At 30.4% G+C, this 15,284-nt stretch carries 9 protein-coding genes; 2 read left to right on the top strand and 7 right to left on the bottom strand.

Annotated features, from left to right (window positions below; all coding sequences use genetic code 11):
• Positions 1-89: 89 nt before the first annotated feature.
• The gene (locus ES045_RS03855) at positions 90-3,218 is read right to left on the bottom strand and encodes a type I restriction endonuclease subunit R (RefSeq protein ID WP_223267174.1); all 3,129 of its coding nucleotides are present in this window, start codon (positions 3,216-3,218) and stop codon (positions 90-92) included.
• An 84-nt stretch (positions 3,219-3,302) separates the two neighbouring features.
• Positions 3,303-4,799 (bottom strand): hypothetical protein, encoded by a 1,497-nt coding sequence (locus ES045_RS03850; protein WP_147112687.1) that lies wholly within the window; start codon positions 4,797-4,799, stop codon positions 3,303-3,305.
• Positions 4,800-4,868: 69 nt separating this feature from the next.
• Here ES045_RS03850 and ES045_RS03845 point away from each other — a divergent pair, with 69 nt between their 5' ends.
• Entirely contained in the window at positions 4,869-5,780 is a 912-nt protein-coding gene (locus ES045_RS03845; protein WP_147112684.1) for an IS1595 family transposase, read from the top strand.
• A 111-nt stretch (positions 5,781-5,891) separates the two neighbouring features.
• Here the strand turns inward: ES045_RS03845 and ES045_RS16550 are convergent, their stop codons facing one another.
• The 4 genes from ES045_RS16550 to dinB form a co-directional block, all read right to left on the bottom strand.
• Complete coding sequence (locus tag ES045_RS16550; protein ID WP_223267173.1) at positions 5,892-6,173, bottom strand: hypothetical protein; 282 nt, start codon at positions 6,171-6,173, stop codon at positions 5,892-5,894.
• Positions 6,174-6,652: 479 nt separating this feature from the next.
• Positions 6,653-9,139 carry a WG repeat-containing protein gene (locus ES045_RS03835; protein ID WP_147112682.1) on the bottom strand — a complete coding sequence of 829 codons (2,487 nt, stop codon included), beginning with the start codon at positions 9,137-9,139 and terminating at the stop codon, positions 6,653-6,655.
• Positions 9,140-9,263: 124 nt separating this feature from the next.
• Positions 9,264-12,221: a DNA polymerase III subunit alpha gene (locus tag ES045_RS03830; RefSeq protein WP_147112679.1), complete on the bottom strand. Its 2,958-nt coding sequence runs from the start codon at positions 12,219-12,221 to the stop codon at positions 9,264-9,266.
• Between the two features lie 11 nt (positions 12,222-12,232).
• Positions 12,233-13,447, bottom strand: a complete 1,215-nt coding sequence (gene dinB, locus ES045_RS03825) for a DNA polymerase IV (RefSeq protein ID WP_147112676.1) — start codon at positions 13,445-13,447, stop codon at positions 12,233-12,235.
• Positions 13,448-13,499: 52 nt separating this feature from the next.
• Here dinB and ES045_RS03820 point away from each other — a divergent pair, with 52 nt between their 5' ends.
• Positions 13,500-14,273, top strand: a complete 774-nt coding sequence (locus ES045_RS03820; RefSeq protein ID WP_147112673.1) for an XRE family transcriptional regulator — start codon at positions 13,500-13,502, stop codon at positions 14,271-14,273.
• Here ES045_RS03820 and ES045_RS03815 read toward each other — a convergent pair.
• On the bottom strand, positions 14,265-15,200 hold the full coding sequence (locus tag ES045_RS03815) for a DUF6371 domain-containing protein (protein WP_147112670.1): 936 nt from the start codon (positions 15,198-15,200) through the stop codon (positions 14,265-14,267). The two genes, ES045_RS03820 and ES045_RS03815, sit on opposite strands and share 9 nt — an antisense overlap.
• Positions 15,201-15,284 lie beyond the last annotated feature (84 nt).

Genomic DNA, 15,284 nt, shown 5'->3' with positions numbered 1-15,284 from the left:
TAAATCGTCATTGTTAACGGAAAGAAGCTATCTGCTAGTCGATAAACAGATTCCTTCATTCGTACCTCTTTCGGAATGACGAGTTTTATTTAAGCAACGTGTCCGTTGTATTCGTTGATGTATTCTTTTACTAAAATATTATTGATGCGTTTTACATCGGTTGCATTGATGTTGATGTTTTGTTTGTTTTTAAATTGATTGATCACCAAACGCATCATCATTTTTTCTACATAACTTTCGTTTTCTAAAATTTTAGCGTTTTGTAAAATCTCATTATCTACTTCTGTTTTCAATCCTTTTAAGGCTTCAAACAATTTACGTTCGTTGTCTGTTAACGGATTTTTCTCTAGCAGTCTTTTATGAATTCGTGTATACTTTTCATCATTATCATACTTTGCTCTCAATAGCTGATTTTCTCTTTCTAGTTTTTTTGCTTTGGTGTAAATTTCATTTAAGGCTTTTATATTAACTTCCATTTCTTCTTTAGAAACTTCACTTAAATTTTTCTTTTTAAACAAACGTTCTAACTCTTCACGTAAGGAAACAAAAATTGGGTCTTTCTGATCGAAATTTCCACCTAACATTTCTCTTGTTTTTTGTAACGTGTCTTTTAATTCATCTGCCAACACCATTTCTTCTTGCTTTATTTTGGTAAAAGCAAAAATGACATCTTCTAAAGCAGTGTTTAAAATGTTGTTAGTTTCTAAATTGGTTTCTAAAGCAATTTTTGTATTGATTAACGCTAATCGATCATTAGTCATTCTAGATAAAATAACCAGTTTTCTAAAGTCTAACTGTTCTAATAATTCAAAGTTACCAGATAAACGAATTAAGTTATACAGTTCTTTAGAGTTGTTTAAAACTTTAGCAATTAACCTTATTTCTGTACGATCGTTTATTTCTGATATTTGCTGACTAAATACTTCTGCATTTATAGTGTCAAACTTGAAAAGAACATCTTTTATTTCTTCAATCTCTTTTTCTATTTCTTCTGCGGATTTAAACAGATTGGTGTAATGTTGCATTTCATCTCCTAACTCAGACTGTAATTCGTTAAAATAATCTTGATTAGTTTTATCGAATTCTTTCTGAATATCAGCAAAATCTACTACAAAACCATACTTATGATTTTTATAGGTTCTGTTAACTCTGGTAAGCGTTTGTAGTAAATTGTGTGATTTTATTTTACGCCCAATGTATAGTTTCTTTAATCGTTTTGCATCAAAACCTGTTAATAGCATATTGTAGACAAAAAGAAAATCGATATTACCTGCTTTATAATCTGCAACCCAATCATTTCTATCTTGTTTTGTACCAACATCATGTAAAATTACTTGTGCTTTTTTTACTTTGCTATTTTCTAATTTCTGATGACCATAATGCTCTGGATCTTCTGCTGCTTGTAAAAAAGAAGAAGCTTCTTTTACGGCATATTTTTCTTGAAAGATTTCATACATCATTTTTGCCTGATCAGAAGAATCGCAAACCACCATTCCGCCAATAGAAGTATCATCCATAGAAATTCTTGCTTGTTCCATATCTTGTACAATATAGTTTAGCATCGGTTCTACAAATTTATGATGTGCAAAGGTTTTCTTTTTATCAGCATCACCTTCTAAAACTTTAATTTTCTCTAACGTTTCTTGTAAGGTCAGTTTGAATTTGGTTTCTATTTCTTCACGAATTAAACGCAAAGTATAGCCATCTTTTATAGATAAATTGTAGTAGTATTTATGAATATAATCGCCAAATAAGGTTTTAGAATTGTATTCTTTTCCTAAAAGTGGCGTTCCTGTCAATCCTATTTTTATAGAATGCTTGTCTGCTAATTCTAAATTGGCTAAAAAACTCCCTTTTGGATTGTAACTTCTGTGTACTTCATCTAAAAAGAAAACACGTTGTACGCTTAAATTGTAATCGTTGTTTTTAATAACATCAGGATCGTCTTTAAACTTCTGAATATTTACAACGGTAATTTCTGCTTTACCAGAACTGTTATGTATTACTTTGGTAGATTTAATATCTCGGGTAAATTCATCTCTACTATTTACTTTGTGAACTATTAATCCACGAGCGTTAAATTCTTTTGCAGCCTGGTTTAATAAATCGATTCTATCTACAATAAAATAGAATTTTGGAATGATATTTTTCTTTTGATAATAGTCTGTAAGATGTTTTACATTAAAATAGGCTAAGGCAGTTTTTCCTGAACCTTGTGTGTGCCAAATGATTCCTTTTTTTGTTCCGTTCTCTAACTTATCTTCAATTGCTTTTGTTGCAAATATTTGAGGATAACGCATTACGTGTTTCTCTAAACCCTTTTCTTCTTCTACATACGCAAAGGCATATTGTAAAATGAATTTTAAGCGTTCTTTTTGAAATAGGGAAGTGGCAATAGAATTTGTTGCTGTATTTGGACTTTTATTCGATGCAAATTCATCAGAACTTTTAATCCCGATTAAATTATTGTCTTTTAAAACAACGTTTTCAGTTTCATCAGAAACTGGTAATAATAATTTTTCTAAATCAAAGGTTTCTTCTTCTCTAAAATAATTAAAAATTGGTTTTCTATAATTTGTAGTGCTGTAAAAAGCACCTTCTAACATTTGTGTATCGTTATCACTATACTGCATGTTGTTAGAAAATACCATTAACTGTGTTTGGTTGATGAATTTTCGGAACTTCTTATTTTTAAAACGAGTTTGCATGCGTTTATGTTCTGCTAAAATTCCATCTCTATTATTTGGCTTTTTAACCTCTATAAAAACAAGTGGCATTCCGTTTATGATAAGAATAATGTCTGGTCTAAAATTATCATCATCTTTTTCATACGTCAATTCTGTAACTACATGAAACGTGTTGTTATCAAAATTCTCGAAATCAATTAGTTTTATTCCTGATTGATCTATTAGTTTTTTATAAAAAGCTCTTCCTAAATCTTCATTTTCTAATGAAAGAGAAATTTCTGTAAAAACTTTTTCAGCTTCTTTTTGAGAAAGGTTTGTATTGATTTTTTTTAGCTGACTGTAGAATATGTCTGTAAATATATTTGTTTCTAAATCCCAACTATTTTCCTTCAAAGAAAGATACGTGTATCCTAACTTGATTAAATGGAGTATTGAGGGGATTTTTACTCGGGAATCTTCGTTAAACTTCATAGCAAATGAATAAGCTACTAATGTAGTAAAACGAACTGATATATAATTATGGATTTCCATAATTATATAAAACTAGATTGGTTATATAAAATCGTGTCTAATTATTTCAAAAGATAACATTTACATTTTAAACTTTGCTTAAGATTATTTCAACACTATTTGTAAATTATTTAAGTTTTTTATATTTAATATTCCTTGATAAAAATCCAAATCATTACTAAAAAGTATCCAGCTTAAAAATTCTATTGCATGTTCTATTTTTTCAAAATTAAGTACTTCAAGATTTATTTTTAAAGGGATGTCATCTTTTAAAATTTGATAAACCTCAGGCTGGAAATCTGATTTGTTTATTAATATAATTTCTTCACATCGATCATCATCTTTTTTTATTTCACCAAATAGATATTTTACTCTGTGTTTATATTCAGGTATGTATTTGTGTCCACCGCTTTTTTGTCCTAGTATTCTTCTATATAAAAATCTGTAATTAATCTTAGCTTTTATATCTTCATTTATATCAGGAAAAAAAACGTTTGTGAAGTTTTTATTCAAATCATCATAAGAATTTGGTTTTGTACCTTCTAGTGTAGTTTTAAATAAATTAGTATAATTGGTGAATTTTATGGTTTTACCAAAATTGCCATTATATTGTAAATCAACATTAATAGTGGTATTCCCTTTTAGATTTATACCTTCAAAACCTTCTTGTTTAATGTCAAAACCATTATCATTTAATGTACCAGAGAGCTTTAGAATTTGAGACTTAAATAATCTTGATTCATCGAGTTTATCTGTAGCAGATAACTTACCACTAGCTGCAGTTTTTGCTGATTGAGTAAGTTGCTTTATTTTGTTATTTAATAGATTTAAAACATTTTTATCAGATGTAGATTGTCCTGTTGTATTGGATAACACCTCATTTTCATCTGTATTACTAATTGTAGAATTTGATATTTCAGTTAACTCATTATTAATACTTTTTTCTTCTTTCATGTCATCCGTAGAACTCACGCTTCCACTAGTATCATATCCTAATGAGATTTCAGAAGAAAGACTTTTACTAGAAGTAATAGAACCAAAATCTGCAGTTGCATAATCATTCTCAAATTTATTCCAATTTTTAAATTTTAGTTTGTTTGAGTTTATTATTTCCAAACCTAAATCTAAATATTGTATTCGATCACCTACTTTATTAATCGTCTTAAAATTATCTCCTTGCGATGTAAAAACTCTTGTTACGTTAAAAACAATATTTTTATTAATTTCATTATTTAGAAATTTTGTTTTATGAGTTATTACACCTTTTTTAGGTTTACTTTTTGATGTATTATTTTTTGGTAAAATATTAAGTTCTTTAACTAAAGCAGATATTGTTAAAGCAGTGTCTTTAAGAGTTACTTTTTTAAGAATTTCACTTTGCCCTTTTTTTGATAAATCAAAAATTGTTTTATATTTTTTTTTATCATCTGTTTTTTTTGCAGAATTGGTCTTATAGGTATTTGTTTTTACAGTTACATAGTTTTGTACTGATTCTGAATTAATCCAAACATTTTTAGAAGATTTATACCTTTTTGCTAATTTGGGCGAAGAGCATCCTAATAAAAAAGTTATTGAAACAATTAATAAAATGTATTTTTTCATAATAAATTATTGTATATCCGTAAACATTCATAATGAACAAATTTCATTATCTTTAAGAAAAACCAAGTTATGAATATTTTTAGTTTTACAGCAGAGTTTGATAGTGAAGAAGCTTGCCGTACTCATTTTAAAGAAGAACGAGACAAGTTAGGTGTTATCTGTAAACGTTGCTCACATACAGAGCATTACTGGATAAAAAGTCAATGGAGTTATGAATGTAAACAATGTAGGAGTCGCACCTCTCTTCGTAGCGGAACGATAATGCAGAGTTCCAATCTTTCGTTTTTGATCTGGTACAAGACCATGTTCTTATTAACTGCAACAAAAAAAGGATTTTCTTCTAAAGAGATACAGCGTCAATTAGGCTTAAAGCGTTATGAGCCAGTTTGGGCAATGGTCCATAAACTACGAAAAGCCATGGGAAATAGAGATGATCGATATACTCTTGAAGGCATGATAGAAATGGACGAAGGTTATTTTACTATAGAAGCATCTGAATATGAGCATAAAACCCAAAAATCAGGACGTGGTAGTAAGACCAAATCCAATGTTATGGTCATGGCTGAAAGCACTGTTCTTGAAAATTTAGATACAGGAAAAGTAGAACGTCAATGTCGCTATTTTAAAGCAAAAGTATTAGTAGACCACCAAGCAGATGGTACCGATAAAACGTTTAAAGATGCAATTGAACAAGACGAGTCCATTGTTTTTTCAGATCAAAGTACGTCGTATATAAATATTGCTGACTATGTAGAGATACATATAAGTGAAAAATCGAGCGAAAAAACAACAAAAGAAACCCTAAAATGGGTGCATATAGCAATTAGTAATGCTAAACGGAATTTTGTAGGTAATTATCATAAAATCAAGAAGAAATACTTGCAATTATATCTAAATGAGTTTGTTTACAAGCTCAATCGTAGATATTTTGGAGAGAGAATCTTTGAAAGGCTTGTTATTGCTAATATTACAGGATTATGATTAATTACGGATATACAAATAAATTATTTTAAATCGAAAATAGTTTTTTCTTTTTTTAAAGTTCTACCTATAATTAGGTATGTTCTAATAAAGTATTGTTTTTTCATAACCTTATAACCTCGGATCACCAGCAATACTCATTTTTTTAGACTGAATAACATTCATAGAGCAAAAACCAAAACGATCTGTGATTTTTCCATAACAGGCATAAACTCCCATTCCGTTTATTGGGTATTGATGCACCACATTTGTAAAATGAACAGCATCAAAATAATTGCCATCAGCATCAATAAACGTACTTAAACGCATGAGTTTTCCTTGAGATGTTTTATTGAATCGTGTATTTACCAACTGCCCATATAGCAGTACGCTTTTATTTATATACTGATGCATCTCTTTGGCTTTTACATGCGGACATAGTTTGTCTGCTACTAAAGAAAATAATCGTGAATTGTAAATCCTAGTAGCTCCATTTCATCATATACCTTTTCTAACCAGTGGGTATTTAATGTTGGAATTTCAAAATTTTGATTTTGTACGCGAAACAATTTCACCTGGCCTGGTTTGAGTTCTTTTTTAGTCGCATTGAGTTTAAAAGTAGCTTGCCAAAGCAATTTGGTTTTTGGTTTTCATTCTGTATGAAGTTCCACACATTTTTACTTCGTGGGTATAATGATTGTTTAAGTAAAGAAGAGAAAGAGAATATAGATAATAATTTAGAAATATTTACACCTTAATAACTGACTGTACATCCTGTTTTTCCTCTTTATTTTCTTATAAAATTAAAGCCAAAATTACTTGTATTTTTATACAGGACAGATTATCAAAGAAGGTTCTTTTAAGGTGTAAATATTGCAGCCTATTTTGCTATTTTATTTTTTTTCTATTATAGCACCAGTTTCATCAACATACACATAATTAGGTTTTCTCCAACTACCAATATCAACTTTAGCTATTCCGCTTACAAAAGTGGGTTTTCTTTTAAATTTTAATTTTAATTTAGAATTTCCTTTTTTATCAACTATAGCCCATTTTGTTCCTTTTTTAACTAGTGCATATCCATTTTTATAAGGATAAGCCAAAGTATAATTATTAACATTTAATTTTTTACCCGAGGAATTTAAATAATAAGATTTGGCGTTACTACCTCCCATAAATGAACCCTTCGCATATTTTCGAACTATCGCTAAACCATCCATAAATGGTTTACCTGCGTCAAATTTTCCATCAAAAGCGATCTTTCCATTCTTATTAATATAGGCAGATTTTCCGTACATTTCACCTCTTTTTATTTTCTCAATTATATAAACATAAGCTAATCCTTCAGAAAAAGGTCCTGCTTTACCATACTGAAAACTAATTATGAGTTTTCCCTTTGTGTCAATAAAACCCCATCTTTTTGCTTGTAAATCTTTTACGGCAGCTAACCCCTCATTGAACATACTTGCATCTTCGTAATAGAACGGAATTGCAACTTCTCCTTTCGTATTTAAAAACCCATATTTTCGGTCAAAATTTCTACGAACCCTTAGCAAACCATTATTAAATTCATCCTCGCCCAGGTCATATTCAGATTTGTTGTAATTATTTCTATACTTAATGTAGAAAGAATATTTTTTACCTAAAGAGATACATACCTCTCCTTCATCATTAATAAAATAGTAATTATCATGTTCATTATATCTCATTAAATTATTATGTTGGGACCAATTATAATTCGGTCTCTGACTTACCAGATCTTTAGACAAAGTAATTGTTATTTGTCTTGTTAATTCTGCTCTATTTTTAACATCTACAAGTTGCTTTTTATAAATATTTTTACCAGGGCTTAAAGCAATTAGTCTTTCTAACAACATAATTTTACCTTGCAAGCTCATTCCCTTAGTATTGTATTTTTCGAAAAGCCAGATTTCATTATTTGGTTCTTTCTCTATAGCTAGTTCTAGAAAGTAGACTGCATTTTTAGAAAGTTCTTTAATATTTTTTTTACTTTGGTATGCTTTGTAATATTCTTTACCAGAATATTTATTATTTTTAGAAAAAGTTTTTGTTTCTGGTTTTCTGCAAGTTTCTGTATCTAAAATTACCGAAAGTGCATTATCTATCATACATGTATTATACTTATAATGCCTTAAGTAGTAATTTTCTTCATTACCATTAACCGCAAATTTTGCTTTTTCTAAGTAAGATTCAGCTATGGGTTTATATTCTTTTTTCAGCATTAATGCAATTTCCTCTAGTTTTTTTTGTTTTTTATATTCAAGATTATTAATTTTCTCTTTACGTTCTTTTTCTAAAGAAGATTGTGAAATAACCTTACCTAATCCACTAAATACTGAATTTACTGCATCTTGTTTGTTATCTCCTGTTTTAGCGTAAATATTGTCTATCTCTCTGTAGGTATCACTTTTTTTGTCAGAATATAAATTATTTATTTGCTGTATTTTATAATTTACTTCTTTTAAAATTGCTGAGGCATCAAGACTGCTAATTTTTGATAACGAGTTTATTTTTCTGCGGAAATTATCCTCTTTGGCCCAATTGCTAGACATTCTAGAAAATTGAGAATTTAACGTACTACCAAGGTTCTCTAAAGCAGCATCATATTTCTTACTTTCTGCTTTTTGTTTATTTACAAAATCATTAGCATCCTTTAATCGTTTGCTTTCTAATGGAGTCGCGTTATCGCTTCTTTGATCAGAGAAATCTCTATTCTTATCGCTTTTAATTGTTGATGAAGAATTATCTTCAGTTCGATTATTGTTCTCTGGAATAATTTCTTTTACCTCATTTAAGTTAGAGTTCTTTTGATTATTACTCATTTTATCAAGAAAGCTTTGAATTATTCTTTCGTTTGAAGTATTGCGAGCATTAGTTATTTCAATATTACTAATTTGATAATCTTGAAGTCTATGTGGTGCTGATTTTTCTCCATCGTTTCCATCAAAATTAACCCCAGAATATGTCGTGAAATTACCATTTTTTTTAAGTCCGTTGACAAGTACTACACGAGCCTCAACTGACTTTGGTGACATTATAGCTGGGTTTTTGCCACTAAAATCATTATACGGGTACAACTTATTTTTATAAACATAACCCGTAGAGTTTAATTCACCCTTTAAAACGACAGAACCTTGGATAGTCCATAACTTATCACTTTTAGCAGCTCCGTTAGAATTGTCCCAATTGTAGGTGTTTTTAACTTTACATTCAAAAATAATATCACTTAAGATTGCTCCATCTTCATTTATACTACCATGACTAGAGATGGTATAAGTATCATTGAAGTTTTGTGCTTTATTAGCGGTTGAAATAAATAATAATAGTAAGATAAGAGTTTTAGTAATTTTAAAATTCATGCTGTTAATTTTGATTTTTTTTATTGGAATTGCCTTGTTAGATTATGGTTTTAAAGATATTTAAATATATGATTTAATCATATACCTACTTATAGGGATATTTCAGATATTTATTTTCAATTAACTACAGCCTAGGATCCCCAGCAATACTCATTTTTTTAGACTGAATAACATTCATAGAACAAAAACCAAAACGATCTGTGATTTTTCCATAACAGGCATAAACTCCCATTCCGTTTATTGGGTATTGATGCACCACATCTGTAAAATGTACAGCATCAAAATAATTCCCATCAGCATCAATAAACGTACTTAAACGCATGAGTTTTCCTTGAGACGTTTTATTGAATCGTGTATTTACCAACTGCCCATATAGCAGTACGTTTTTATCTATATACTGATGCATCTCTTTGGCTTTTGCATGCGGACATAGTTTGTCTGTTACTAAAGAAAAATAATCATGAATTGTAAATCCTAGTAACTCCATTTCATCATATACATTTTCTAACCAATGTGTGTTTAATTTCGGAATTTCAAAATTTTGATTTTGCACACGAAACAATTTCACCTGGTCTGGTTTGAGTTCCTTTTTAGTCGCATTGAGTTTAAAAGTAGCTTGCCAAAGCAATTTGGTTTTTGGTTTCTTGGTAAAGCGAAATGCATCTATACGAATTAGAACCGTTAGCTGCTCTATAGATATTGCAATACGATCTATAAAATCATCTAAAGAAAGAAAATTGCCATACAATTGACGTTCTGTTAAAATTCGTTGGATTAATAAATGTTCTAAATTTTTTAAATACCCAAAACCCAAATAAATCGTTTTTCCTTTTACGGTATTTGCATGGTCGCTATTATTGATACAAGGCAACTCTACAATAGCACCACACATTTTTGCTTCATGAATGTAATGTTCTGCAGCATAAAATCCGCCACCATTATTTAAAACAGCAGTCATGAATTCTATTGGATAGTAACATTTTAAGAATAAACTTTGGTAGCTCTCTATCGCATAGGAAGCAGAGTGCCCCTTTGCAAACGCATAGCCTGCAAAACTTTTGATCTGATTCCACACTTCAAAAATTAAATCGTCTTTGTGTCCCTTTTTTCTACAATTGGCTATAAATTTATCTTCCACCGCTTTAAATTCTTCCACAGAACGGTATTTTCCACTCATTCCTCTTCGCAACACATCTGCTTCCCCCAGGGTTAAATCTGCAAATTTGTTTGCGACCTTCATCACATCTTCTTGGTACACCATTACACCATAGGTTTCGGGCATAATTTGTAATAAAATCGGATGTGCTTCTTTTCGTTTTTCAGGAAAACGATGTCTTTTTATAAATTCCTCTTTCATTCCAGAACCAGAAACACCTGGTCTGATAATAGAACTCGCCGCCACCAAACCTAAATAATCATCTGTTTGTAATTTTTGCATCAACCCACGCATTGCAGGAGACTCTACATAATATGCACCAATGGCTCCCCCTGTTTTTAAAAGGTTGTTGATGTTTTTGTCCTTTTTGAAACTTTCTACATCTGTGATGTCAATTTCTGGAGCATCGGGATTGTTCTCTTTGATGATTTCTAAGGCCTCCTTAATTTTTGCCAATCCACGTTGACCTAAAATATCGAATTTAAAAACACCTACATCATCTGCAATGTTCATATCGAACTGAACGGTAGGAAATCCTTTTGGAGGTAAACTGGTCGCAGAATAATAATGAATGGGCTTTTCTAGAATTAAAATCCCTGCAGAATGCACACTTACATAATTTGGAAAGCCCTCTATCAGTTTTCCGTATTTTAAAACCAATTTCGAAATATCGTCTAATGTATCTCCAATAGCTCTTTTACTGAGCTTGTCGATTTCCTCTTTAGGTAGCCCAAATACTTTCCCCAATTCCCGAACCACTGCTCGGTATTTAAATGTAACGTAGGTTGCTAATAAAGCCACATTATCAAAACGATCGAACATATATTGTGTCACGGTGTTTCTATCTTTCCAAGAAAAATCAATGTCAAAATCTGGTGGAGAAGCTCGAAACGGATTGATAAAACGTTCGAAATATAAATCGAGCTCAATAGGATCTACATCTGTAATTCCTAAAATATACGCCACTATACTATTGGCGCCACTTCCTCTACCCACATGAAAAAAGTTGTTGCTTTTCGCATATTTGATAATGTCATAATTGATTAAAAAAAAGGAAACAAACTTCAATTCAATAATGACTTTCAATTCTTTCTGAAGTCGCTCGTGTACTTTTTGAGTAGGGTTTGGATATCTCTTGTGTATTTTTTCATCACATAACAGCAATAACATTTTACAATCTTCCTCGAAACTATTGCAATACTTTTTAAGGTTTTGGTTGTTTCTATCATCATGAAAGTCAAAAAACGTATTACATTCTTGCAATACTTTTTCTGTGTTTGCAATACTTTTAGGAAACTCTTTATAAAATGCTAACAATTCTTTTTTTGTATGCATTACATCTGTTGTAAGACATTGTTCTGTGGTAGCGAGTTTGCTTAATAAAGTATTGTTGTCTATGGCACGTAACAATCTGTGTGCGTTAAAATCTTTTTTATTTCTGATGGTAACTTGTTGTTGTATGACAATTTTATCTTCAAATTTGTTTAAATGAGAAAAACGGAGTTTATTAATTTCAGCAATAGAAACCCCAATAAATTCATGCTCTTTAAAAGAGGTCATATTTAACTGCAATACTTTTTCAAAGGGATAAATAATAAACACCTCTTCTAAATAACTTGGAATATCTGGAATGGGTGTTTTAGATTCTAAAAAAGCAGATAAGTATTGATTAATGTTTTGAAAACCAATATTATTTTTTGCAAGTGCTACAAATTGTTGTTGATTGCCATTTCTAAAATCAACACCAATAATAGGTCTAATGTTATATTTATTAGCTTGTTGTATAAAATTCATGCAAGCAGAAGTATTGTTAATATCTGTAAGAGCAATACTTTTTATATTGTTTTCTTTTGCGAGTTCTAGTAACCCTATTTCCGAAAACGTACCGTAACGTAAGGAATAATAAGTATGACAGTTTAGATACATATAACGATGGATTATTGTTTTCTATGTGCTAAAACTAATGGTGGTTCTCCGTTAAAAGGATTGCTAAAACGTCCAATAGATTTTGCGCCCATAGAAGCCGCTCTCATAATACTTTTCTCTCCGTACTTGTTACGAACCATATCCATTGCATTGTATAGCTCTAACATTTGTTCCGTATCATCAAAAAGATTGATTTGATAATTACCACTTACAATATCAGATACCTTCACTCCGACCAACCGAATTAATAACCTACGTTGATACAGTTTTTTAAACAATTCTAAAACAGCAGGAATAATAATATGATCTGCACTCGTATATGGGATTTTTATTTGTTTGTTATACGTGTTAAAGTCTGAATATCTAATTTTCACACTAATTACACCTGCTAATTTGTCTCCTTTTCTCAGTTGGTAAGCTAAGTTTTCAGCCATTGCAAAAATGGTTTCTTTTAACTTTATCATATCAATGGTGTCTTTTGTATAGGTTCTTTCAGTAGATAAAGATTTGCGCTCGTGAAAAGCAATAATTGGGGGATTATCAATTCCGTTGGCACGTTTCCATATTGTTTTTCCGTTTTTACCTAAAACACTAACCATCATTTCTAAAGGCATTTCTTGAATGACCTTTATTTTATCAACGCCAAGATTTCTAAGAATTTGATAGGTTTTGTTACCTACGGATGGAATTTTTTTAATGGATAAAGGTGCCAAAAAATCTTTTTCAAAACCTGCATCAATCAATAATTGATTGTTTGGTTTTGCTTCACCAGTTGCTACTTTAGAAACCATTTTATTCTGCGACATTCCGAAGGATATTGGCAATCCGCTTTCTCTAATAATTCGCTGACGTAATTCAGAAGCATATTTATAACTTCCAAAAAAGGCATCCATTCCGGTTAGGTCTGCATAGAATTCATCAATACTTGCTTTTTCGAAAATAGGCACTTTCTCTTTGATGATTTCTGTGACAATATTTGAGTATTTAGAATAGATACTGGTGTCTCCCCGAATAACAATTGCTTCAGGACATAACTTTCTTGCAATCTTCATAGACATGCCAGAATGCACGCCAAATCTTCTTGTTTCATAACTACAAGCCGCCACAACACCTCGGTCTCCAGTTCCGCCAACTAACAAAGGTTTTTTTTGCAACCTACTATCAATCAAACGTTCACAAGAGACAAAGAAAGTATCTAAATCGAGATGCAAAATATTTTTTTTCACGCTACAAAACTAGCTACAAAAGACTACATTTGTTGCTCACTATTGTAGCATTATGAGTAATTTATCAAAAAACATCAAACATTTAAGAAGTTTAAAGAAGTTTACACAAGAGTCTTTAGCAGAAGAATTGTCTGTAACTAGATCTAGAATAAGTTCTTATGAAGAGGGAAGGTCTTCGCCTACCATCGATTTTTTGATTGATTTTTCGGCTTATTTTAAAATCCCGATTGATATTATCATCAAAAATGATTTGACAAAAGCTAAAGATGTTTCCTTTATTGAAGTTGGTAATAAAAGAGTCTTATTTCCAATTACAGTAGATAGTGATAATGAAAACTTAATAGAAGTTGTTTCTGCAAAAGCATCTGCAGGATATTTATTGGGGTATGATGATCCTGAATACATTGAACAATTAGAAAAAATAAAGCTCCCATTTTTACCTACAGGAAAACATAGGGCTTTTCCAATTAAAGGAGATTCTATGTTGCCAATGAAAGATGGTTCTTATGTGGTGGCAGAATTTGTTGAAGATATTAAAGAAGCGAAAAGCGGACATTCTTACATTGTCGTTACCAAAGATGATGGAATGACCTATAAAAGATTAGAAAACCTAGTCGAAGAAAAGCAATCTTTTTTATTGAAACCAGACAATACAATGTATCAGTCTTACGAAGTGCCTGTTTCTGAAATTTTAGAATTGTGGAAATTTACTTGTAGTATTAATACCCAAGAATATGAAGAACATGAATTAAAACTAAGTAGTATTTTACAAATGTTTAATGGTTTAGGTGTGGAGTTAGAGGCTTTGAAGAAAACATTAGTTTAAAAAATCCTCTAAATCGCAATTGTAAAAACCTTTTTCAATTAGTTCCTCGTCACTTAATCCCTTTCTCATATCCCAAATTTTTGCTGAGATTTTTAATACCTTTAATTCTTCCGCTCTTTTATTTGCAATACTTATTGCTTTTTCGCTTAAATCTGGCACTATAAAAATATTTTTTCCAGATAATACTTTCATTTTATCATTTGTCATACCATTTATTCCTCCGTATGACAACCAATTAAAATTTGGAAAATGAATTGCACAAACAATGGCGGTTTTTTCTCCTTCCACTAAAACGATGGGGTTATTGTTTTTAAATAAAAGATGTTCTCCGAAAAGACAATCGTAATATCCGTCATCTTTTACAAATGGAACTTTAAAATGCGTTGTTCTTTTTCCGTTCTTTTTATGATAGAAAATTTTAGATTTCTGAACTTTACCATCTTTGTTAATGTTCCAAAAAATCGTTCCGCCATCTTTAACAGTACCGATATAATACTTTTTTTTAATGAAATCAATTTTAGTGTTGCAATACTTAGAACGTAAGTGTCCTAATAAATTATTTTCAGGTAATAGTTGCATACTTTTTGTAACTTCATAAAAATCAATGTGTTTTATAGCTGCAATACTTTTTGTTTTACTTGTAGCAATACTTTTTATATTTTGTAATACAGATTTGTCATACAAATGTAATACGGATTCAAACTTCTTCTGTAATACATTCCAATAAAACTCATTACCAAGATCATCTTTATAAATTGTTGGAGGTAAAGTTGCTTTTCCACATGAATGGCAATAACCATATATTTCTGGATAGTTCCTATAAGTTACAAATTTTAAATTTTTATTGCTTTTATGACAACACGGCGTAACCAAGTTTTTATTCCTTTTTTTATTAAATACTAAATGCTGCTCTATTTTATGATACATATTGTTTTAGTTTGCAACCTGCAACTCACAACTTTACAAATAAGTTGTTCAAGTTGTTTATTTTTAGATGTTTAGGTGGGGTTG

The sequence above is a fragment of the Polaribacter sp. IC073 genome (genome assembly GCF_007997075.1).
Taxonomy (GTDB): Bacteria; Bacteroidota; Bacteroidia; order Flavobacteriales; family Flavobacteriaceae; genus Polaribacter.
This window is presented reverse-complemented; position numbering and strand designations above follow the sequence as displayed.